This window comes from Streptosporangium sp. NPDC005286, assembly GCF_040607515.1.
In the GTDB taxonomy this organism is placed as follows: domain Bacteria; phylum Actinomycetota; class Actinomycetes; order Streptosporangiales; family Streptosporangiaceae; genus Streptosporangium.
Genome location: NZ_JBEXGU010000048.1, coordinates 16,946 through 40,348 on the forward strand (window position 1 = coordinate 16,946; position 23,403 = coordinate 40,348).

Sequence of the window (23,403 nt, forward strand, 5' to 3'; positions counted from 1 at the left end):
ACATGACCCGAGAACCGCGCGCGATGGTGATCTCACTGCAGAAGAGCGGGACCCACCTGATGCAGGAACTCATGCTGGAGCTGGGCTTCAAGATGGTCGGCGTGCCCCGGCCCGCGCCGCACACCGTGCCCGTGTTCGACGAGGAGCAGAGCAAGGCCATCGCGGCGCAGGTCCTCTCCAAGCTCGACTACGACGAGTTCCTCGAACTTCAGGGCACCGAGGCGTTCGCCGAGCGCGCCCAGGAGCTCTGGGGGACGATGGTCTGGCACTGGCAGCGCCAGCTCGGCCAGCGGGTGGTCAACCGGTACGGGCGCACCAGGTACGAGTTCGCCGAAGGGCTCGCCACCAACCCGCACCTGTCCTACAGCCGGTTCGCCGACACCCCGCCCGGCCTGTGCTGGATCTTCCACGAGCTGGACATCGAGCGGGTGGACGGCACCTTCCTGAGCGAGTGGGTGGAGACCGCGAACCCGCCGCTCATCTTCAACTACCGTGACCCGCGCGACGCCGTCGTCTCCATGATCAACTTTCTGGAGGGACGGACCAGGGAGGGGTACGGCAACTTCTTCGAGGCCGACATCTTCAGCGCGATCCTGGCCAGCAAGCCCACCTGGGAAGAGAAGATCGACTACGCGTTGCGGGACCGGTCGTTCCTCGGCCGGGACCAGTTCGAGAAGGCGCTCTGGCTGCTCAATCACCCGAAGGTCTGCAAGGTGCGGTACGAGGACCTGGTCGGGCCGCAGGGAGGCGGCTCCCGCGGGCGGCAGCTCGACGCGGTGAACCGGGTGCTGCGCCATCTCGGCTCCGACCGGGACGCGGAGGAGGTCGCGGGCCGGGTCTACAACCCCGACTCGTGGAGCTTCTACAAGGGCCGCAGCGGCGGCTGGCAGGAGCGGTTCACCGCGCGCAACCTGGCCAGGTTCAACGAGCAGTTCGGTGACCTGCTGGAGCAGTACGGCTACGAATGAGGCGAGATCCCCCGGCCGGCGGCGATGCCGGGAGCCGCACCGCCGCCAGGCCCCCGTGCCGCGTCCTAGACTTACCCGGGATGGATGAATTCGCCGTGCCGCCCGCGTCCCGGCGCAGCGTACGCGACTGGCTCGTGGACATCGGCCTGTTCCTCTTCGCGGCGGCCTTCGGCATCATGACGGCCGCCGAGCGTATGCAGATGCCCACCCAGGACGTGTCGCCCTGGATGTTCCAGCTCGACCAGTTGATCGGCGTGCTCGGCTGTGCCGCGCTGTGGCTGCGGCGGCGCCGCCCGGTCGAGCTGGCCCTGGCCCTCGTCGTCCTGTCGGCCTTCTCCGAGCTGGTCGGGGGCCCGATGCTGGTGGCGCTGTTCACGGTGGCGGTGCACCGGGCGGCGCGGACCACGTTCGCCGTCTTCACGTTGAGCCTGATCGCCGCGCTGGTCTACGCCGTGCTCAGGCAGGAGGTCGGCGCGCCGCGCGAGCTGCTGTTCCTGCTGGGGGTCGCGACCCAGGGCTCCGCCATCGGCTGGGGCCTTTTCGTGCACCACCGGCGCAGGCTCGTGCTGTCGCTGCGGGAGAGCGCCGCCAGGGCCGAGGCCGAGGCCCAGCAGCGCGCCCGCGAGGCGATCGCCAGGGAGATCCACGACGTCCTCGGGCACCGGCTGTCCCTGCTGAGCGTGCACGCGGGCGCGCTGGAGTTCCGGCCGGACGCCCCCGCGGAGGACATCGCCCGCGCGGCCAAGGTGATCAGGCAGAGCGCCCATCAGGCGCTGCAGGACCTGCGGGAGGCCATCGGCGTGCTGCGGGCCCCGGTCGGCGAGCTGTCGCAGCCGTCCCTGACCGACATCGAGGAGCTCGCCGCCGAGTCCCGGCGGGCCGGGATGCGGGTGAACCTCACCCAGGAGGTTCCCGGGACCGTTCCCGGCCGGAGCGGCGGCACCGCCTACCGGATCGTGCAGGAGGCCCTCACCAACGCCCGCAAGCACGCCCCCGGGGCACAGGTGTGGGTGCACACGACGGGGACACCCGGCCAGTGGCTCTCGATCGAGGTGCGCAACTCCGCGCCCGCCGCCCCTCCCTCGGCCACCCCCGCCCCCGCTCCCGGCGAGGGCTCGGGGCAGGGGCTGGTCGGCCTGGCCGAACGGGTCGCCCTGATCGGCGGGCGGCTGGAGCACGGGCCCACCGCCGAAGGTGGCTGGTGCCTGTCGGCCTGGCTACCCTGGCCGGTATGACCTCCCAGCAGCCACGGCAGGTCGGCGTGCTCATCGTCGACGACGACCCCCTGGTACGCGCCGGGCTGGTGATGATGCTGGGCGGCGCGCCCGATCTCAGCATCGTCGCGGAGGCGGGCGACGGGAGCGAGGCGCTCTCTATGGCCGCCCGGCATCGCCCCGACGTCGTCCTGATGGACATCCGGATGCCCGTCATGGACGGGCTGACCGCGACCAGGGAGCTCCGCGCCCGCCCCGGCGCCCCGGAGGTCATCGTGATGACCACCTTCGACGCCGACGACCACGTCCTGCGCGCGCTGCGCGCGGGAGCGGCCGGCTACCTGCTCAAGGACACCCCGCCCGCGGAGATCGTGGCCGCGGTGCGCCAGGTCACCCTGGGCAACCCGGTGCTCTCCCCCGCCGTGACGCGGCGCCTCATCGCCCGGGTCGCCGACGACGGCGAGAACGAGCGCCGCACCCGGGCGCGGGAGCGGCTGGCCCAGCTGGCCGGCCGGGAACGCGAGGTGGCCATCGCGGTCGGGCAGGGCAGGTCCAACGCCGAGATCGGCGCCATGCTCCACCTCAGCCTGGCCACGGTGAAGACGCACGTGTCCAGCGTCCTCACCAAGTTCGACCTCAACAACCGGGTCCAGATCGCGCTGCTCGTCCACGACGCGGGCCTGCTCGACGACCCGCGGTGACTCAGCCGGCGGCGCGCTTGGACTTCCACCAGGAGGGGTTGTCGGCGTACCAGCGGACGGTCTCCGCCAGGCCGTCCTCGAACGCGGTCAGCGGCCGGTAGCCGAGAGCGCGCAGCTTGGTGTCGTCGAGCGAGTAGCGGCGGTCGTGACCCTTGCGGTCGGTCACCCGCTCGACCATGGTCCAGTCGGCCTCCAGCGCGTCCAGCAGCCGCTGGGTGAGTTCCAGGTTGGTCAGCTCGGCGGTGCCCGCGATGTGGTAGACCTCGCCGGGCTCGCCCTGTTCGGCGACCAGGCGGATGCCCCGGCAGTGGTCGTCGACGTGGATCCAGTCGCGGATGTTGCCGCCGTCGCCGTACAGCGGAACCTTCCTGCCCTCCAGCAGGTTCGTGACGAAGAGCGGGATGACCTTCTCCGGGAACTGGTACGGCCCGTAGTTGTTGCCGCACCGGGTGATCGACACCGGCAGCCCGTGCGTGATCGCGTAGGCGCGGGCGATCATGTCGCCGCCCGCCTTGGCCGCCGCGTACGGCGAGCGCGGGCTCAGCGGGGCGTCCTCGTCCCAGGAGCCCGTCTCGATCGACCCGTACACCTCGTCCGTCGAGACCTGGACGACCCTCGGCGTACCCGCGTCCAGGCAGGCCTGCATCAGCGTCTGGGTGCCGAGCACGTTGGTGCGGACGAACTCGCCGGCCCCCTCGATCGACCGGTCGACGTGTGACTCGGCCGCGAAGTTGATCACGACGTCATGTCCGGGGACCACCCGGCTGAGCAGTTCGGCGTCGCAGATGTCGCCCTGAACGAGATCGTGCGGCACCCCCTCCAGATTGGCCGGGTCCGCGGCGTACGTGAGCCGGTCGAGCACGGTGATCCGGGCGTCCCGGGTGGTTCGCACGAAATGGGACCCGATGAACCCGGCACCGCCGGTGACGAGGATTCTCATGAGCGAGACACACCTTTCTGTCTGGGTAGGGCGCAGACGACACGCGCTACCGGGCCAGACACCATTCCAGCACCGCCATGGCGCTGTGGAGCTTGTTACGCGCCTGCTCGAAGGCGATACTCGCCGGGCCGTCCAGCACCTCGGCGGTCACCTCCTCGCCGCGATGCGCCGGCAGGTCGTGCATGAAGCAGGCGTCCGGGTAACGGGACATGAGTGACGCGTCCACCTGAAACGGCGCGAAGACCTGCCGCCATCGCGGGTCGGGCTTGCTGGTCCCGGTGGTCTGCCAGCGGGTGGTGTAGACGACGTCGACCTGGGCGGGCAGCGACAGCATGTCGTGGCTCTCGCGGACACTGCCGCCGGATCGCGCGGCCAGCGCGGCCGCCGCCGCGAGCACGTCCGGCGTGAGGCCGTACCCGCGGGGAGTGCGGAACTCCAGCTCGACACGGGGGAACCGGGAGAGCGCGAAGGCGAGCGCGACCGCGGTGTTGTTGCCCTCACCGACGTAGAGCACGCGCAGACCCTTGAGACGGCCGAACCTGGCCGACATCGTGGTGAGGTCGGCCAGGGCCTGCGTGGGGTGCTCCTCGGCGCTCATCGCGTTGACGACGGCGGGGCAGTGCTCGGCGAACGTCCGCATCTCCCGCTGCGGCCCGGCGGTACGGATGACCAGGCCGTCCAGCATGCCACCGAGCACCCTCGCGGTGTCCTCCAACGTCTCACCGGTGTTGAGCTGCAGGTCGCCGGGCCCGTAGGTGATCACCTGCGCGCCGAGTCGCAGCGCGCCGGTGGTGAAGGAGGTCCGGGTACGGGTGGAGGTCTTGCTGAAGTAGACGCCGACGATCCGGCCGCGCAGCGGGGCGTCGTGCGCCTCCGGGTCCGCGGCGAGGTCGACACCGCGCCGGACGATCGACTCGATGTCGGCGTCCTTGAGGTCGCGCAGCGAGATCACATCACGGGAACCGACCATGACTCACTCCTCGGGGTTGTCGATGACCGCGGTCAGCGCGGCCGCCAGAATGGACACCTGCGGTGGGAAGAGCGCCGTCCGGTGGTCGCCGGGGACGCGGTGCACGCGCACCCCCGCGGCCTGCCGCCGCCACTGGTCCAGGTAGTCGTCGAACGACCGGCCGAGAATGGTCTGGTAGCCGCCCGCGGCGAGTTCCTCGCAAACGATCAGGTCGACCGTGCCCGGGTAGGCGGCGAAACGGTAGCGGGAGCGGGCCTCCAGCATCTCCCGCCAGGAGCGCAACCAGTGCGTCCAGCCCTCGCCGAGGTCGAGGTCCGCACCGTCGACCAGCAGGTCGCCGTCGTCGATCACCTCGCGCAGCACGGCCATGATCTCGGCACGCGCCTCCTCGCCGCCCGGCCCGTCCTGCAGGTCCGCGAGGAGCCCCTCGGCCCGGCGCAGCACCTCCAGGTTGGCCAGCAGCGGGTTGACCCCGGCCGAGGCGTACTCGAACGGGTCGATCAGGATCAGCCGGGTCCGTTCACCGATCTCGTGGAGCCGGCGGGCCATCTCCCAGGCGATACCGCTGGAGGCGCACCAGCCGAGGATGTGGTACGGGCCCTTCGGCCGCGCCTCCCGCAGTTCCGCCAGGTAGGTGGCCGCGATCTCCGGCACGCTCGTGGCGTGACCGTGGTCGCCGTGCAGTCCGGGCCACTCGAAGGCCGCCAGGGGTCGTTCCGGCGCGTACACGTCGGCGAGATGCCGGTACCAGTGGGCGCTCCCGCCGCCGGGGTGGACGCAGAACAGCGGCGTGCCCTCGTCCTGGTCGTTGAGCCAGAGCAGCACCGACGGCCTCTCCCGCTCCGCCGCGGCGGCGGCCGCCAGGCCGCGTACCGTGCGGTGTTCCAGGAAGTCGCGGAAGGTCACCTCGACGCGGTGCTCCCTGGCCAGCCGGGCGACGATCCGGAGCATGAGGAGCGAGTGGCCGCCCAGCTTGAAGTAGTCGTCGTCGCGGCCCACCCGCTCGATGCCCAGCGCGTCGGCCCACACCTCGGCGATCGCCGTCTCGACCGGACCGTCCGGCGGCTCGTACCGCGTGGTCCCCCTCGGCCGGTCGGAACCGGGCACGGGCAGCGCGGCCCGGTCGACCTTGCCGTTGGCCAGGCGGGGGAAGGACTCCAGGACCACGAAGTGGGTCGGCACCATGTACCCGGGCAGCACCCGGTCGGCGTGGTGGCGCACCTCCTCGACGGCGGCGCCGTCGCGGAGGATCAGGTAGGCGGCGAGCCGCTGATCACCCTGCGGCCCGGGGACCGGGTGCACCACCGCGGCCCGGACGTCCGGGTGGTCGGCGAGGATGTTCTCCACCTCGCCGAGCTCGACCCGGAACCCGCGGATCTTGAGCTGGTGGTCGCGCCGGCCGAGGATCTCGATCCGGCCGCCGCGGTCGCGCCTGCCGATGTCGCCGGTGGCGTACATCCTGCCGCCCGGCTCGGCGGCGAACGGGTCGGGCCGGAACACGTCCGCGGTGATGGCGGGCCTGCCGAGATAACCCCGGGCCAGCCCGTCGCCACCGACGAAGATCTCTCCGGCCACCCCGTCGAGCACCGGTTCCAGGTCCCGGTCGAGCAGGTACACGGTGGTGTCGGCGGCCGGCACCCAGACGGGCCCGTCATCGGTCATCCGGGTGCCGAAGGCGAAGACGGTCGCCTCGCTCGGGCCGTACATGTCCCAGACCTGGGCGTCGGTGGCGCGCAGCCGGGTCAGCAGGTCGGCGCTCATCGCCTCGCCCCCGGACAGCAGCCGGAATCCGGCGGGCGGGGACCAGCCCGACTCGGTCAGCATCCGCCAGGTGGTGGGCGAGGCCTGCAGGAACCTGGCGCCGCTGCCGCGCAGCAGCCCGGCGAGTGAGACCGGGTCCCGGCCGAGGTCCTCACCGGCCAGGACCAGGTGGCCGCCGCCTGCGAGGGTGGTGAAGACGGCGAGCTGGCACACGTCGGTCACCATCGGCACGACCGCGGCCGCCACGTCGTGGACGGCCAGGCCGAGGTTCCGCCACATCGACCAGACCCGGTCGGCAAGCGCGCCGTGCCGGACCATCACCCCCTTGGGGCGTCCGGTCGACCCGGAGGTGTACACGACATAGGCCAGCTCCTCCGGATCGGGCCGGTGCAGCTCGGCGGCCGGCTCGGCGTGATCGATCCGGCCGGGAGTGACCACGACGGCCCCGGCGATCTCGGTGCCGCTCACCACGACCCGCGGCCCGGCGTCGTGCACCAGCGCGGCGATCCGGTCGGCCGGGTGCCCGGGGTCGATGGGCACGTACGCCGCGCCCACGGCGAGGACGCCGAGCACGGCCGCCACCAGGTCGGGGTCCCTGGGCAGGCACACCCCGACCAGGTCCCCGGCGCGCACGCCCGCCTCCCGCAGGCCGGCCGCCCAGCGCCAGGCGCGGTCGCGCACTTCCCGATAGGTCAGCGTGGCCCCCGCCGCCTCGACCGCCACCGCGTCGGGGATCCGCGCGGCCTGCTCGGCGAAGAGCTCATGGACACCCCGGCGCGGCCGGGGCGCCCGGGTCCGGTCCACCCCGCCGGTCAGCAGCCGTTCCCGCTCGCGCGCCGGCAGCAGTGACACACCGGCGTCGCCGTCGAGGTCGGCGATCATCAGGGTCAGCGCCCGCCGGTACATCCGGGCGAGCAGTTCGGCGTACGGGCGCCCGACCCACGACGACTTGGTGGCGATCACCAGCCCCTGGGCGCCCCTCATGACCGCCAGCGGGAACTCGTTCGGGCTGACGTCCGTGCTGCCGGAGGTGTCGACCGTCTCCCGGTCCAGTACGTGGAAGTCGAGGTAGTTGAAAGCCACGTCGAGCACCCGCTGCCCGTCGCCGAACTCGCGCTGCATCTCGGGCAGCGGGAAGCGACGGTGCGGCCACAGTTCGACCTCCTCGGCGAACACCGCCTCGACCAGCTCGCGCCAGGTGGCCGCCCCGGCCGGTGCGACGAAGGGCACCGGGTTGAGGAACATGCCGCGGACCCGGTCCCCGCCCTCGACCTCGGTACGGCCGTTGCACACCAGGCCGCAGTAGAACGGCCCCGGACCGGCGACCGCCCGCCACACGGCGACGTGCGCGGCGAGCAGCACGCTCTTCAGCGACGTCCCCGCCGACGTGGCCACCTGCCGCAGCGCGGCCTCGATGTCGTGGAACGGCACGACCGTCGAGTACGCCCCCGGACCGTCCGGGTCGGCCCAGGCGGCGGGGATGGTCAGCCGGTTCGCGCCGCCCAGCCGGTCCCTCCAGAACGCCCGGTCGGCCTGGCCGGTCAGGCTGCGCCGCTCCTGCGCGATGAAGTCGGCGTACCTGACGGCGCTCGACTCCCCGGCAGGCGTGGGCCGGCCGTCGCGGATCGCCCGGTAGAGGTCGAGCACCTCCGTGATGATCGAGTTGTGGCTCCAGCCGTCCAGGATCGCGTGGCACTCGGTGAGCGAGAAGTACCACCGGTCGTCACCGGCCTGGTGCGCGTGGACGCGCAGCAGCGGCGCCGCGCCGAGGTCGAAGAGCCGTGCGCGCTCCGCCGCCCGGAACGCCGTCATGCTCGCCTCCCGCTCGTCCGGCGACTCCCCGCGCAGGTCCGCGTACCCGACCTCGACCTCCACCCGCTCGTGCACGAGCTGCAGCGGCTCGGAGAAGGTCGCCAGGTCGAACGAGGTGCGCAGGATGTCGTGCCGGGCCACGACCTCCTCGGTCGCGGCGGCGAACGCCGCGACGTCGAAGACGCCGGGATCACGGATCAGGTAACTGGTGATGTTGTGATACGGGTTGCCGTCCGGGTCGGCCAGCAGCTCGTAGACCATGCCGGCCTGGACCCGCGCCATCGGATAGGCGTCCACCACTCCGGTCGGCACCTTCGCCCGGTCCTCCGCGCCGATCAGCGCGAACGGCGGCGTGCCGGCCCGCTCGACGTGGGTGGCGTCGCCGTCGCCCGCCAGGATCAGGTCGGCGATGCTCTGATGCCGGAACAGGCTCTGCACGGAGTAGTCGAGGCCGCCGGCGCGCAGCGCCCCGACGAGGCGGACCGCGCGGATCGAGTCGCCGCCGAGCTCGAAGAAGTTGTCACCCACGCCGACCCGCTCGATGCCGAGCACCTCGGCCCAGATCCTGGCCATCGCCGTCTCCGCCTCGGTCCGCGGCGGGACGTAGCCGTTGCCCTGCTCCTGCCGCGAGCCGTCGGGAGCGGGCAGCGCCCGCAGGTCGACCTTGCCGTTGGCGGTCAGCGGCAGCTTCGGGACGATCACGAAGGCGGCCGGGACCATGTGGCCGGGCAGCCGCTCGACCGTGTACGCGCGCAGCTCCGCCGCGCCGATCCGCGCGCTGTCCCTGGGCACGGCATAGCCGATGAGCCTCCGTTCGCCGGGCACGCTCTCGTCCACGGTGACGACGGCGTCGTCCAGGTCCGGATGGCCGGACAGGCACGCCTCGACCTCACCGAGCTCGATCCGGAACCCGCGGATCTTCACCTGGTCGTCGAGACGGCCGAGAAAGCCGATGTCGCCGTCCGGCCGCCACCTCGCCCGGTCTCCCGAGCGGTAGAGCCGGGAGCCCGGCGGCCCGAAGGGATCGGGCACGAAACGGTCCGCGGTGAGCGCGGGATGGCCGAGGTAGCCGCGGGCGACGCCGGCGCCGCCCACGTAGAGCTCGCCCGGCACGCCGACCGGCACGGGACGCATCCGCCCGTCGAGCACGTGCAGGGTGAGGTCGCCGAGGGGCCGCCCGATCGGGCTGCGGTCCCCCGCCAGATCGGCCGGGCCGAGGGGCCGGTAGGTGACGTGCACGGTCGTCTCGGTGATGCCGTACATGTTGACGAGCCTCGGCCGCTCGGCGCCGTACCTGTTCCACCAGGGTTCGAGCATGCCGACGTCGAGCGCCTCCCCGCCGAAGACCACCAGGCGGAGCCGGAGCCGGTCGAGGGCGGCCTCACCGCGCCTGGCCAGATCGACCAGCGAGCGGAACGCCGACGGTGTCTGGTTGAGCACGGTCACGCCCTCGTCGGCGAGGAGCACGGCCAGGTCCCAGGGCGAGCGCGACACCTCGTAGGGGACGACGACGAGGCGGCCGCCGTACAGGAACGCGCCCCACATCTCCCAGACCGAAAAGTCGAAGGCGTAGGAGTGGAACAGCGCCCAGACGTCGTCCGGGCCGAAGCCGTAGTCGTCCTCGGTCACGGTGAACAGGCGGACCGCGTTGGCATGGGTCACCTGGACACCCTTGGGGCGGCCCGCGGACCCGGAGGTGTAGATGACGTAGGCGAGATCGCCGGGGTGCGTCCGGAGCGCGGGCGCCTCGGCGGGCAGCGCCGCGATGCGGTCGATCTCATCGGCGTCGTCCAGATACAGACAGTGTCCGGACCAGTGCCCGGACACCCGTTCCGCCGGCGCGGTCTCGGTGACCACGACACGGGCGGCGGCGTCACGGACCAGGAAGCCGATCCGCTCGGCCGGATGATCCGGATCGAGCGGCAGGTAGGCCGCCCCGGCCTTGAGCACCGCGAGGACGGTGACCAGCATGTCGACGCCGCGCGGCAGGCAGATCCCCACGAGGTCCTCGCGGCCCACGCCGAGTTCCGCCAGCCGGTGCGCCAGCCGGTTGGCCCTGGCCTCCAGGTCGGCGTAGGTCAGGTGCCGGCCGTCGCAGGTCACCGCGATCGCGCCGGGCCGCTCCCGCACCCGGGCGGCGAAGCGCTCGTGCAGGCAGGGCTCGCCGGTCGTCTCGGCGCTCGGCGAGACGACCGGCCCGCGGACCAGCCGATCGAGCTCCGCGGCGCCCAGCAGCGGCAGTTCGCCCACCCGCGTCCCGGGGTCGGCGACGGCCGCGCCGAGCAGGCGGACGTAGTGCTCGGCCATCCGCCGCGCCGTGTCCGGGTCGAGCAGCGCGCGTGCGATGGTGGCCTCGCCCGCGACCGAGCCGTCCGGCCTCTCCTCCAGCGTCCAGCTCAGGTCGAACTTGGCCTGTCGCGCCAGGACCGGGACCAGCTCGCCGGAGACCGCTCCGGCCGTGAAGCTCAGCGGTTCGTTGTTCTGCAGGGTCAGGTTGACGCTGACCAGCGGGTGGGTGGACAGGTCCCGGCCGGCCGCCAGCGCGTTGACGACGCGCTCGAACGGGACGTCCTGGCGGGCGAAGGCCTCAAGGGCCGTACCGCGGGCGCGATCGAGCAGCTCGGCGAACGTCGGGTCACCGGACAGGTCGGCTCGCAGCACGAGCAGGTTGACGAACACGCCGATCAGGTCGTGCGTCTGCGCGCGGGTCCGGCCGGCCACCGGGCTGCCGACGGCGAAGTCGGCCTGGCCGGTGTACCGGTGCAGCAGCGACCAGAACGCCGCCAGGTAGACCATGAAGGGTGTGGCCTGGTGCTCCCTGGCCAGGACCCGGACCTGGTGCCCGATCTCGGCCGGGATGTCGAACCGGACGGTCTCCCCCGCCGGGTCCCACACCGCCGGGCGCGGCCGGTCCGTCGGCAGTTCCAGCGCCGGCAGGTCACGGAGGGTCTCCGACCAGTGGCCGAGGTCGCGTTCCAGCCGTTCACCGGAGAGCTGGTCGCGCTGCCAGGCCGCGAAGTCGGCGTACCGCAACCTGGGCGCGGGCAGTTCCTCACCGGTGGCCAGCGCGGCCAGCTCGCGTACCAGCAGGCCGCCCGACCAGCCGTCGACGGCGATGTGGTGCAGCATGAGGACCAGTACGTGCTCCTCGGGTGCCAGCCGTACCAGCCTGGCGCGCAGCATCGGACCCGTGGCGAGGTCGAACGGCGTGCCGGTCTCGGCCTCCAGGAGGGCGTCGAACTCGGCCGGGGTCAGGTCGTCGAAGGCCAGATCCACCGGGCCCGGCGGGTCGATCGTCTGGATCGGTTCGGCGTCGGGCCCTTCGGTGGTGTAGCGGGTGCGCAGGATCTCGTGGCGACGTACCAGCTCGTCGAGGGCCGCGCCCAGATCGACGCCGGAGAGGTCACCGCGTAGCCGGATCACCAGCGGCACCAGGTAGTCGGTGCCGCCCGGACGGAGCCGGTCCAGCACCCAGAGCTGCCGCTGCGCGAAGGAGAGCGGCGGCGAAACGCCGGGAGGCAGGGGCGGGATGGCGCCCTCCCGCCCCGCCGCACGCCGGGAACGCAGGCGGTCCCTCAGCAGCCCGGCGCCCGCGCTCGTCTCCGGCTTGGTCACGTCAGTGCTCATCGTCTCTTCCCTCGTACGATGTGGGGGCGGCGGCCTCGGCCAGTCTTTCCAGCGCGGTGGCCTGCGCGCGGACGGTGGTGGCCTCGAACAGGACGCGTAGCGGGATCTCCAGTCCGAACAGGTCCTGCAGCAGGGCCATCAGGCGGGTGGCGAGCAGCGAGTGGCCGCCGAGTTCGAAGAAGTCGTGTGCCACGCCGACGGCGGGCAGGCCGAGCACGTCGGCCCAGGCGGCGGCGATGGCCTCCTCCACCTCGGTGCCCGGCGGGACCGCCTCCTCCGGCGCGAGGGCGGTGCCCGGGTCGGGCACCGGCAGCGCGCGACGGTCCACCTTCTGGCCCGCGGTCGCGGGTAGCCCGTCCAGCGTCACGAACAGCGCGGGCACCATGTACTCCGGCACCCGGTCGCGCAGGTGGGCCCGGAGCTCCGGCGACGACGGCGCGACCCCGGCCCCGGACGCGGACCCGGACGCCGGCACGACGTACCCCACCAGTCGGCGGTCGCCCGGCGCGAGTTCCTGAACCGCCGCGGCGGCGGCCTGGACGCCGGGGTGCGCGGCCAGCGCGGTCTCGATCTCGCCGAGCTCGATCCGGAACCCGCGCAGCTTCACCTGGGCGTCGATCCGGCCGATGAACTCGATCACCCCGTCGGGACGGTACCTGACCTGGTCCCCCGTCCGGTACAACCGTTCCCCGGGCTCCTCGCCGAACGGGTCGGGGACGAAACGATCGGCGGTCAGCCCCGGCTGCCGCAGGTACCCCCGGCTGACCCGCGGGCCGCCCAGGCAGAGCTCGCCGACCACGCCGACGGGCACCGGGTTGAACGCCGCGTCCACCACGTAGGCCCGGGTGCCCGGCAGCGGGCGGCCGATCGGCAGGCCCGCGTCCGGGGCGGCGGCGGCCACCTCGGCCGGGGTCACCGGGTGGCACAGGCTGCCGATGGTGGCCTCGGTCGGGCCGTACACGCAGAGGAACCTGGCGGGCAGGCCGGTGGCCAGCCAGAGCCGGGCGTCCTGGTAGCCGACCGCCTCGCCGCCGACGGCCAGCACGCGCAGCGCGGCCGGCCTCGGGTCGCCGGGCCGGATGCCGGTCATCACGTCGCGGTAGTAGGTGGCCGCGAGCGCGACGTGGGTCACCCCGGTCTCGGCCAGCAGGTCCGGCAGGTCGGCGGGGGCGACGACGCCGGTGTCGCCGATCACCACGGTGGCGCCCGCCAGCAGGGTGGCGCCCATCTGCGCCATGGCCGGGTCGAAGATGAGCGGCGCGTGCAGCAGCACCCTGCCCCCGGGGCGGATGTCGTGCGCGTCCGCGTGGACGCGGCAGTGGTGGGTGTACGCGCCGTGCGGGACGACGACCGCCTTCGGCCGGCCGGTCGAGCCCGAGGTGTAGATCATGTACGCGGCGCGCCCGGGGTCCCCGGGTGGGAGGTCGATGAGTGGGAGGTCACCGGGTGGCGCGTCCTCCGCCTCACCGACCGTCTCTCCGACGGAGAGGACCGGGGCCGAGCCGGGGAGGGAGCTCAGCCTGCGGTCGGTGAGCACCACCGCGGGCCGCAGGTCGCCGAGCATCGCCGCCAGGCGTTCGGTGGGTTGCGCGGTGTCCAGCGGCACGTACACCCCGCCCGCCCGCAGCACGGCCAGCAGCGCGGTCACCGCCGCCGGTGACCGGTCCAGGTAGACGGCCACCGGGTCCTCGGGGCGCACCCCCGCGGCGTGCAGCCGCCTGGCCAGCGTGGCGGCCCGGTCGTCCAGCTCGGCGTAGGTCAGGTGCTCGCCGGCGTACTCGACCGCGGGCGCGTCCGGGGTGCGGGCGGCCTGGGCGGCGAACGCCTCGTGCAGGGATTCGTGCGTGATCGGCGTGGCCCGCGGGTTCCAGTCCCGCAGCAGCCGTCCGCGCTCGGCGGGGTCCAGCATGTCGAGGCGGCTGACGGGCCGGTCCGGTGCCGTCGCCGCCGACTCCACCAGGGTCCGGAAATGTCCGGCGAGACGGCGGATCGTCGCCTCGGTGAACAGGTCCGTCGCGTACTCCAGCTCGGCCAGGTAGCCGCCGTCGGCGCCGGCGGTGAGACCGAAGGTGAGATCGAACTTGGCCGTCGTCCGCTCGACGGCGACCGGCCGCACGTCGAGCCCCGTCAGGCGCGGCGGCTCGGGCGCCTGCTCGCGCAGCCCGAACGTGACGTCGCACAGCGGGGAGCGGGACAGGTCCCGCTGCGGGGCCAGCCCCTCCACCAGCCGGTCGAAGGGCAGCTCGTCGTGGCTGAAGGCGTCCAGCGCGCTCTCCCTGACCCGGCCGATCAGGGTCGTCACCGTCGGATCGCCGGCCAGGTCCACCCGCACCACGACGGTGTTGACGAAGAACCCGACGACGTCGTCCAGTTCCGCCTGGCCACGACCGGCGACGACCGTGCCGATCGCCACGTCGGTGGCACCGGTGTGGCGGCCGAGCATCGCGGCGAACACGCTCAGGAAGGTCATGAACGCGGTCGCGCCCTGCCGCCGGCCGAGCGCCAGCAGCGGCTGCGCGACCTCGGCGGGGATGTCGCAGGTGACGGTCGCGCCGCGGCCCTGGCGTACCGGCGGCCGGGGCCGGTCGGCGGGCAGTTCCAGCGGCTGCAGTCCGGCCAGCCGATCGCGCCAGTGGTCCAGCTCACGGTCCAGCACGTCGCCGGTCAGCTGGGAGCGCTGCCAGGACGCGTAGTCGGCGTACTGCAGCGGGGGTGGCCCGAGCGCCGCCGACCGGCCCCGCACCCGGGCCTCGTAGAGCTCGGAGAGCTCGCGCGCCATGATCTGCTCGGACCAGGCGTCGGCGACGATGTGGTGCATGACCAGCAGGAACACATGCTTCCGGGCGCCGAGCCTGATCAGGTAGGGCAGCGCGGGCGGCTGCCCGGCCAGGTCGAAGGGCCGCTCGGCGAGCGAGCGGACGAGCGTGGTCACCCGTTCGGAGTCCGCTCCGGACAGGTCGATGACCGGCAGCGGAACGGGGGCGGCCGGGTCCACGATCTGGACCGCGCCGCTGTCCTGCCCGGTCACGTAACGGGTGCGCAGGGCGCCGTGCCGGGCGAACAGTCCGGTCAGCGCACCGGCCAGGGCCTCGGCGTCCAGCTGCCCGGACAGCCGGAACGCCCAGGTCACGTGATACTGACCGCCCTGGTCGAGGAGATCGAGGAACCACAGTCGCTGCTGGGCGAAGGAGAGCGGGACCGGTCCGGCCCGCCGCTCCGCGTCCAGCGGGACGATCTCGCCGGTGGCCTGGACGCCGAGCCCGTCGACCCTGGCCGCCAGCGCGGCGGCGGTGCGGTCCTCGAACACGGCGCGGACCGGCAGTGCGACGCCGAACGCGGCCCGCAGCCGGGCCGCGATCCGGATCGCCAGCAGGGAGTGGCCACCCAGGTCGAAGAAGTCGTCGCCCGTCCCGACCACGTCGAGCCCGAGCACCTCGGCCATCACATCCGTCACGATCTTCTCGGCCGGGGTGCGCGGCGCTGCGGGGACGGCCCGGCCGGCCCGCCGGACGCCGTCCGGGTCGGGCAGCGCGGCCCGGTCGATCTTGCCGCTGGAGGTCCGCGGCAGGCGGTCCACGGTGAGGAGCACCGAGGGCAGGTACGGCTCGGGCAGCCGCGCGAGCAGGAACTCGCGGATCTCCCGCTGCTCCGGCGCGTCTCCCCGCGCCACCAGGTAGCCGACCAGCCGGGGCAGGCCGTCGGGTCCCCGCCTGGCCTCGACCACGGCCGCGGCGAGCGCGGGGTGCCGGGACAGCACGGCCTCGACCTCGTCCAGCTCGATCCGGACACCGCGGATCTTGACCTGGCGGTCGGCCCGGCCGAGGAACTCCAGCGCGCCGTCGGTCCTGCGGCGCACCACGTCGCCGGTGCGGTAGGCGCGGGCACCCGGCGGTCCGTACGGGTCGGGTACGAACCGGTCGGCGGTCAGTCCCGGCCTGCCGAGGTAGCCGCGGGCCAGGCCGTCCCCCGCGGCGTGCAGCTCGCCCGGCGTGCCGACCGGGGCGAGCCTGCCGTCCGGCGTGTAGACGACCGTGCGGGTGTTGTCCAGCGGCCTGCCGATCGGCACGATGCCGGGTCCGTCGCCCGGCTCGTACTGCCACGCGGTCACGTCGATCGAGCATTCGGTCGGACCGTAGGTGTTGACCAGCGCCGTCCCCAGCCGGGTGGACAGGCGGGCGGCGAGCTCGCCGGGCAGCGGCTCGCCGGCCGAGAAGAGCAGGCGGAGCGTGCCGCAGCGTTCCAGGCCCGGCTCGTCGGCGAGCGTCCGCAGGAAGGAGGGGACGCCCTGGAGCACGGTGATCCGGTCCCGGACCAGCGCCTCGACCATGCTCGCCGGGTCGCGCTCGGTCCCGTCCGGCGGGAGCACCACGGTGCCACCGGATACCAGCGGCCCGAGGAACTCCCAGACGGAGGCGTCGAAAGTGACCGACGTCTTCTGCAGGAGCCGGTCCGAGGCGCCGAGCCCGTGCTCGTGGACCGTCCACAGCACCCGGTTGCGGATGCCGCGGTGCGGTACGGCCACGCCCTTGGGCCGGCCGGTGGAGCCGGAGGTGTACATGACGTACGCCAACCCGTCCAGGTCGGTGCCGACCGGCGCGGATTCGCCGGAGCGGGCGTCGATACCGGCCCGCTCGGCGGCCAGGCTCAGCACCGGCGTGCCGTGGCCGCTCGCCGGAGACGGCTCGGCGTCGACGACGACCAGCCGCGCCCGGGAGTCCTGGAGCATCCAGGCCAGCCGGTCGGCCGGGTGGGCGGGGTCGAGCGGGAGGTAGGCCGCTCCGGCGCGCAGCACGCCGAGCAGCGCCACGACCAGCTCCGGTCGCCGGGGCAGGCAGACGCCCACGACGTCGTCACGGCGGATGCCGGCGGCCCGCAGGTGGTGGGCGAGCCGGTTGGCGGCGGCGTCCAGGTCACCGTAGGTGAGCGCGGCTCCGTCACACTCCACCGCGCCCCGGCCGGGGGCCAGGGCCGCCTGACGGGCGACCAGCTCGGGCAGGCCGAGGTCGGGCCTGCTCCGGACGGGGCCGCCGGCGCCGGCGGTGAGCGCGTGCCGCTCCGCGTCGTCGAGCAGTTCCAGCTCCCCGAGCGCGCCGTCCGGCCGGGCCGCCGCCGACTCCAGCAGGGTCAGGTAGTGGCGGGCGAGCCGGTCGGCGGTGGCCCGGTCGAAGAGCGCGGTCGCGTACTCGATCTCGCCGGTCAGGCCGCCGTCGGCACGCCGGGTCAGCTCCATGGTGAGGTCGAACTTGGCGGTGCGCCACGGCACCGGCTCGGGCGAGACGTCCAGCCCCGGCAGCCGGAACCGCTCCTCGCCCTCCTCCCGGAACGCGAAGAGCAGCTGGAACAGCGGGTGCCTGGACAGGTCGCGGCTCGGTGCCAGTTCCTCCACCAGCCGCTCGAACGGTAGCCCGTCATGCTGGTACGCCTCGGCGACGACGTCCTGGACCCGGCCGAGCAGCGTGCTGAACGACGGGTCTCCGGTGAGGTCGGCGCGCATCACGACGGTGTTGACGAAGAAGCCGATCAGCCCCTCGACCTCGGCGGAGTCGCGGCCGGACATCGGCACGCCGACCGCCAGGTCCCGCCGCCCGGTGTGGCGGGCGAGCAGTGCGTAGAACCCCGCCAGATAGGTCGTGAACGGGGTGGCTCCGGCCCGCCTGCCGACCTCCTCCAGCACCCCGGCCAGCGTGGGCGGCACGTCGAAGCGGAGGACCGCCCCTCGGTGGTCGCCGATCGGGGGACGGGGCCGGTCGGTGGGCAGTTCGGTCGGCTCCAGACCGGCGAGCCTGCCGCGCCAGTGCGCCAGTGCGCCGTCCAGCGCCTGCCCGGCGAACCGCTCGCGCTGCCAGGCGGCGAAGTCGGCGTACTGCAGAGCCGGCTCCGGCAGGTCCCGGCACAGGTAGGCGTCCGCCAGCTCGGTCGCGAGGATGCCGCTCGACCAGCCGTCGGTGGCGATGTGGTGGGTCACCAGGACAAGAACGTGCTCGTCGTGCTCGCCCGCGCCGGCCCGCACCAGCCGGACTCGCAGGACGGGACCGCGTGCCAGGTCGATCGGCGTGGCCAGTTCCGCTTCGAGGACCGCGGCCGGGTCCGCGTTCTCGGCGACCGGGCGGAGCCGCGACGGCGGGTCGACGACCTGCGCGGGCTCGCCGTCGGAGCCCGCGACGTAGCGGGTGCGGAGGATCTCGTGCCGCTCGGCCACCCGGGTCAGTGCCCGCCCGAGCGCGTCGACGTCGAGCTCTCCGCGCAGCCGCAGCGCGGTCACCACGAGGTACTCCGTCCCGCCCGGACGCAACTGGTCCAGGACCCACAGGCCGCGCTGCGCGAAGGAGAGCGGCAGCGGGCGGGACCTGTCCGCGGGGGTGACGGGCGAGGAGAGGGCGGTCGCCTGCGGCGTCTCCGGCTGCCGCGCCCCGGCGGACGCCCCGAACATCTCCTCCATCTGGGCGCGCACCCGGGCGGCGACGAGGTCCGCGAGGGTGGCCACGGTCGGCGCGGCGAACACGTCCCGCACCGAGACCGGCACCGGGAACCGCTCGCGCAGCCGGGCCACCACCCGGGTGGCGAGCAGTGACTGCCCGCCGAGGTCGAAGAAGCGGTCGTGCCGGCCGACCCGGCCGGCTCCGAGCACCTCGGCCCACACCTCGGCGATCGCCCGCTCCGCCGGGGTGGCGGGCGCGGTGTAGGTCTCCGAGCCGCCCAGCGGGGCCAGGCCGGGCAGCGCCCGGCGGTCGAGCTTGCCGTTGCCGAGCAGCGGCAGCTCGGCGAGGGTCCCCCACAGGGTGGGCACCAGGTGACCGGGGAGCCGCTCGGCCAGGTAGGTCCGCAGCTCGGAGAGCGGCACGCCGGAGCCCGCAGGGAGGATGTGGGCGGCCAGCCTCGGGTTGCCCGGGTCGGACCGGTCGGCGACCACCGCGGCGGCGCGGACGGCCGGGTGCTCGGCCAGGACGCCCTCGATCTCACCGGGCTCGACGCGGAAACCGCGAATCTTGATCTGCTGGTCCGCGCGGCCCAGGAAGACCAGGGTGCCGTCGGGCCGCTGCCGGGCCAGGTCGCCGGTCCGGTAGAGGCGCGCTCCGGGCTCGGTCGCGTGCGGATCCGGTACGAAGCGGTCCGCGGTGAGGCGCGGGCTGCCGAGGTAGCCCTGGCCGACACCGCGCCCGCCGACGTAGATCTCGCCGGCCACGCCGGGCGGCACCGCGCGCATGGCGTCGTCGAGCAGACAGACGGTGGCGCCGGGGATCGGCCGGCCGATCGGGACCGGACCCGGCACAGTCTCGCCCGCGGGCACGATGTGCACGCAGCAGGCGACGGCGGTCTCGCTCGGGCCGTAGCTGTTGACGATCCGGGTCGCCGGAGCGTGCGCGGACCACCCGGCGAGCTGCTCGCCGCGCAGTTCCTCCCCGCCGATCACCAGGCACCTGGCCGTGCCGGCCAGCACGTCGGCGGGGAGCGTCCCGGCCAGCAGGTCCAGGTGGGTCGGGGTCAGCTTGACGACGCCGTAGGGACCGTCGGCCAGCGCCCGCGCCAGCTGCTCGACGCCGGCCGCCTCCTCGTCCACCAGCCGCACCGGGGCTCCGGCGGCCAGCGTCGGGTAGAGCGAGGTGAGGGCGAGGTCGTAGGCGATGGAGGTGTGCAGCGGCGATCCCACGCCGTCACCCGGCCGCAGCTCCGCGCAGGCCCAGCGGGTGTAGCCGGCCAGGCCGCCGTGGGTGACCATGGCCCCCTTGGGGCGACCGGTGGATCCCGAGGTGTAGACCACGTACGCCAGGTCGTCCGGGTGCGGCCGGACGTCCGGCGCGGTCGGCGGGCAGGCCCGTATCCCGGCCCGCTCGGCCGGGTCGTCCAGCGCCACCAGCCGGACTCCCGCGGGGAGCAGCGGAGCGGCGTCGGCGGTCGCGATCAGCAGCGGCGCGGCGGAGTCCGCCAGCGCCTGTGCCAGGCGCTCGGCTGGATGAGCGGGGTCGAGCGGGATGTAGGCCGCCCCGGATTTGAGCACGGCCAGGAGCGCGACGACGAGGTCGGCGGTTCTCGGCAGCCGTACCGCGACTAGCGTGCCGCGGCGGGCGCCGAGCGCGCGGAGGCGGCCGGCCAGCCGGTTGGCCTCGCGGTCCAGTTCGGGGTAGGTGAGGGTGGTTCCGCCACCGGTGACGGCGACCCCCTCGGTGACGGCCGCGCGGGCCGCGATCAGCTCCGGCACGGTGCCGGAGTCGTCCGGCACCGGCTCGCCCGCCAGGACGGGCGCCGCGGCCTCCGCGCCGGTGAGCAGCGGCAGCCGCCGCACGGGTGTGTCCGGCGCCGCGACAACCGCCCGCAGCAGCCGCACGTAGTGGTCGGCGAAGCCCGCCATCGACGAGGCGTCGAAGAGCGCGGCCGCGTACTCGATCCGGCCGTCCAGGCCGCCGTCCGGCCGCCGCGTCAGATGGCAGCCCAGATCGAACTTGGCACCCGGCAGGTCGGGGAGCTCCACGCCGGACGGGCGGGCCGCCGCCTCGTGCGTCGCGAACATGATCGAGAACAGCGGGTTGCGGGACAGGTCGCGCTGCGGTGCGAGCTCCTCGACGACCAGCTCGAACGGCACCTCGGCGTGCGCGTACCCGGCCGTGGCGCTCTCCCGGACCTCCGCCAGCAGGTCGGTGAAGCCGGCCCGGTCGGCGAGAGACGCCCTTACCACGATGGTGTTGACGAAGAGGCCGACGAGATCGTCCAGCTCGGGCCGGTTCCGCGCGGAGACCGGCACGCCGACGGCCAGGTCGGTCTGGCCGGTGTAGCGGGCCAGGATCGCGAGGAAGCCGGCCAGCAGCGTGATGGACGGCGTCGCCCCGTGGCCGCCGCCGAGCTCGTCGAGGCGGGCCGCCAGCTCCGGCGGGACGGCGAACCTGACCGTACCGGCCCTCGGGTCGCGGACCGCGGCGCGCGGCCGGTCGGCCGGCAGCTCGGTCGGCTCCATCCCGGCCAGCCGCTCCCGCCAGAACCCCAGCTCCCGCTCGACGAGCTCGGCGGCGGACCCCGCCATACGGTCGCGCTGCCAGATCGCGTAGTCGGCGTACCGGACCGGGAGCGGCGGCAGCGGCCTGCCCTCCAGCGCCGCGACCAGCTCGCCGGCGAGCACCTCGTGCGACCGGTCGTCGGTCGCGATGTGGTGCAGCGTGAACAGCACGGTGTGCTCGCCACCGGGCCCGCGGACCACGCGGACCCGGACCGGCGGGGCCGCGGACAGGTCGAAGGGGCGGGTCATCTCCTCGGCGAGCACCTGCCGGGGGTCGCCGTCCTCGATCCGCGCCGGGACCGGCCCGGCCGGCTCGACGACCTGCGCCGGCTCGCCGTCGCCCTCGGCCGGGTAGCGGGTGCGCAGGATCTCGTGACGCTCGAAGAGCCCGGTCAGCGCGGCGCGCAGCCGGTCGGGGTCCCGCGGCCCCGGCACCCTCACCGCGAGGGGCTCCAGGTAGGAGGTGCCCTCCGGGTCGAGCTGGTGCAGGAACCACATCCGCCGCTGCGCGAACGAGAGCGGCACGGGACCGGTCCGCGGCGCGACCGGCACCGGCGGGAGGGCGCGGCCGGCGGTCTCCAGCCGCGTGGCGAGACCCTCGACGGTGCGGGCCTCGAACAGTGCGGCGACCGGCAGCTCGATCCCTCGCTCGGCGCGCAGGCGGCCGACCACGAGGTTGGCCGAGAGCGAGTGCCCGCCCAGGGCGAAGAAGTCCGCCTCGGCGTCGGCCACCGGACGCTCAAGCACCTCCGCGAAGGCCGCCGCCACCGCGCGTTCCGCGGGCGTCCCCGGCTCGCGTCCCGCCGGGACCGCGTCGGCGGGCATCGCCCGCAGGGCCGCCCGGTCGATCTTCCCGTTGGGCGTCGTGGGGAACTCCGCCACCCCGAGGAAGTCCGCCGGGATCAGGTACGGCGGGAGCAGCCGCGCGCAGTGCAGGTGCAGTTCCCGCGCGGAGGGCGGCGCGGCCGGGTCGGCCGGCTGGACGTGGGCGACGAGGCGCGGTCCGGTACCGGCCTCGACCGCCTGGACCACCGCGAACCGCACCCCCTCGTGCGCCGCCAGCACGCCCTCGACCTCGCCCGGCTCGACCCGGTGTCCACGGATCTTGATCTGGTCGTCGGTGCGGCCGAGGATCTCGATCCTGCCGTCCGGGTGACGCCGGGCGACATCGCCGGTGCGGTACAGCCGTCCGCCCGGCACCGTGCCGTAGGGGTCGGGGACGAACCTGTCGGCGGTCAGCGCCGGCCTGCGGTGGTAGCCGACCGCGACGCCGTCGCCGCCGATGCACAGCTCTCCGCTCGCCCCGGTGGGCACCGCGTTCAGTCCGTCGTCCAGGACGTGCAGCGTCGTGTTGGCCACCGGGGCGAAGTCGCGCACCTCGCCGTCCGCCAGGAACGCGACCGACGACCACACGGTCGTCTCGGTCGGCCCGTACAGGTCCCACAGCCGTGCGCCGCCCGCGCACAGGCGGCGCGCGAGCTCGGCGGGCAGCCGCTCGCCGCCGCAGAGCGCGGTGAACCCGGCGGGCGGGCTCCAGCCGCCGTCGAGCAGCAGCCGCCAGGTCGTCGGGGTCGCCTGCATCACGGTCGCGCCGATGCGGGCCAGCAGGGCGGCGAGCCGCTCCGGGTCGCGGGCGTCCTCGGGCTCGGCGACCACCACACGCCCTCCGACGACGAGCGGCAGGAACAACTCCAGCGCCGCGATGTCGAACGACACCGTGGTCACGGCCGGGAAGACGGTGCCGGGGGCCAGCCCCGGCCGCTCGCGCATGGACCACAGGAAGTTGGTGAGCGCCCGGTGCGAGACCAGCACGCCCTTGGGCCGTCCGGTCGACCCCGAGGTGTAGATGAGATAGGCCGGGTCGTCCGGCGTCACCGCCCGCGGCGCGGGTTCCGGGGGCCCCGGCGACATTGCGGGCTCCGCGAGGTCGTCGATCCGCACCACGGTGGCCGCGGCCGCCCCGCCGGCGCCGGAGGTGACCAGCACCCTCGCCCCGGCGTCGTCGAGCACGTAGGAAAGCCGGTCGGCGGGATGGGTGGGATCGAGCGGCAGGTAGGCCGCCCCGGCCAGGTGCACGCCGACCAGCGCCGCGACGAGTTCGACGCCGCGCGGCACGGCCACGCCGACCGGTTCGCCGGAACGCACGCCGAGCCGCCGCAGGCGACCGGCGAGGGCACCGGCCAGTGCCATGAGCTCCGCGTAGCTGAGCCGCCGGTCGCGGCACTCGACCGCCACCGCGTCCGGCGTCCTGGCCGCCTGTGCCGCGATCAGCTCGTGCACCGGAAGCGCGGGGTACGGCTCCGGCGGCATCGCCGCCGCGGCCTCCCTGCCGCTGTCCGGAGCGTGGTCCTCTGGCGGCGCGTGCCGTCGCGAAGGGGTGGGATCCACACCGGTCTGGTCAGGCATGCTCATCGTCCCCTCGGG

The 23,403-nt window shown here is 74.2% G+C and carries 7 protein-coding genes; 3 read left to right on the forward strand and 4 right to left on the reverse strand.

Annotated elements, in window-relative coordinates; all coding sequences use genetic code 11:
• Window positions 1-2: 2 nt before the first annotated feature.
• The 3 genes from ABZU75_RS19515 to ABZU75_RS19525 all read left to right on the forward strand — a co-directional run bounded on the left by ABZU75_RS19515 (window position 3) and on the right by ABZU75_RS19525 (window position 2,883).
• Window positions 3-968: a hypothetical protein gene (locus tag ABZU75_RS19515; RefSeq protein ID WP_355555808.1), complete on the forward strand. Its 966-nt coding sequence runs from the start codon at window positions 3-5 to the stop codon at window positions 966-968.
• An 80-nt stretch (window positions 969-1,048) separates the two neighbouring features.
• On the forward strand, window positions 1,049-2,203 hold the full coding sequence (locus tag ABZU75_RS19520) for a histidine kinase (protein ID WP_355555810.1): 1,155 nt from the start codon (window positions 1,049-1,051) through the stop codon (window positions 2,201-2,203).
• Window positions 2,200-2,883 (forward strand): response regulator transcription factor, encoded by a 684-nt coding sequence (locus ABZU75_RS19525; RefSeq protein WP_350961398.1) that lies wholly within the window; start codon window positions 2,200-2,202, stop codon window positions 2,881-2,883. Before ABZU75_RS19520 ends, ABZU75_RS19525 begins: the two co-directional genes overlap by 4 nt.
• A 1-nt stretch (window position 2,884) precedes the next feature.
• On the opposite strand, the gene rfbB is transcribed toward ABZU75_RS19525, so the two are convergent.
• From rfbB to ABZU75_RS19545, 4 genes are read right to left on the reverse strand one after another with little or no spacing between them, the layout of a single operon-like run.
• Complete coding sequence (rfbB, locus tag ABZU75_RS19530; protein WP_355555813.1) at window positions 2,885-3,823, reverse strand: dTDP-glucose 4,6-dehydratase; 939 nt, start codon at window positions 3,821-3,823, stop codon at window positions 2,885-2,887.
• Between the two features lie 46 nt (window positions 3,824-3,869).
• A complete protein-coding gene (locus tag ABZU75_RS19535; RefSeq protein ID WP_355555815.1) occupies window positions 3,870-4,793 on the reverse strand; it encodes an ornithine carbamoyltransferase in 924 nt (307 codons plus the stop codon).
• 3 nt (window positions 4,794-4,796) lie between these two features.
• Complete coding sequence (locus ABZU75_RS19540) at window positions 4,797-11,993, reverse strand: amino acid adenylation domain-containing protein (RefSeq protein ID WP_355555817.1); 7,197 nt, start codon at window positions 11,991-11,993, stop codon at window positions 4,797-4,799.
• Window positions 11,983-23,385 (reverse strand): amino acid adenylation domain-containing protein, encoded by an 11,403-nt coding sequence (locus ABZU75_RS19545; RefSeq protein WP_355555819.1) that lies wholly within the window; start codon window positions 23,383-23,385, stop codon window positions 11,983-11,985. The genes ABZU75_RS19540 and ABZU75_RS19545 overlap by 11 nt, the downstream gene beginning before the upstream one ends.
• Window positions 23,386-23,403 lie beyond the last annotated feature (18 nt).

Coding starts and splice junctions, on each gene's coding strand:
- ABZU75_RS19515 (WP_355555808.1), top strand. CDS start 3: ATGACCCGAGAACCGCGCGCGATGGTGATCTCACTGCAGAAGAGCGGG.
- ABZU75_RS19520 (WP_355555810.1), top strand. CDS start 1,049: ATGGATGAATTCGCCGTGCCGCCCGCGTCCCGGCGCAGCGTACGCGAC.
- ABZU75_RS19525 (WP_350961398.1), top strand. CDS start 2,200: ATGACCTCCCAGCAGCCACGGCAGGTCGGCGTGCTCATCGTCGACGAC.
- rfbB (WP_355555813.1), bottom strand. CDS start 3,823: ATGAGAATCCTCGTCACCGGCGGTGCCGGGTTCATCGGGTCCCATTTC.
- ABZU75_RS19535 (WP_355555815.1), bottom strand. CDS start 4,793: ATGGTCGGTTCCCGTGATGTGATCTCGCTGCGCGACCTCAAGGACGCC.
- ABZU75_RS19540 (WP_355555817.1), bottom strand. CDS start 11,993: ATGAGCACTGACGTGACCAAGCCGGAGACGAGCGCGGGCGCCGGGCTG.
- ABZU75_RS19545 (WP_355555819.1), bottom strand. CDS start 23,385: ATGCCTGACCAGACCGGTGTGGATCCCACCCCTTCGCGACGGCACGCG.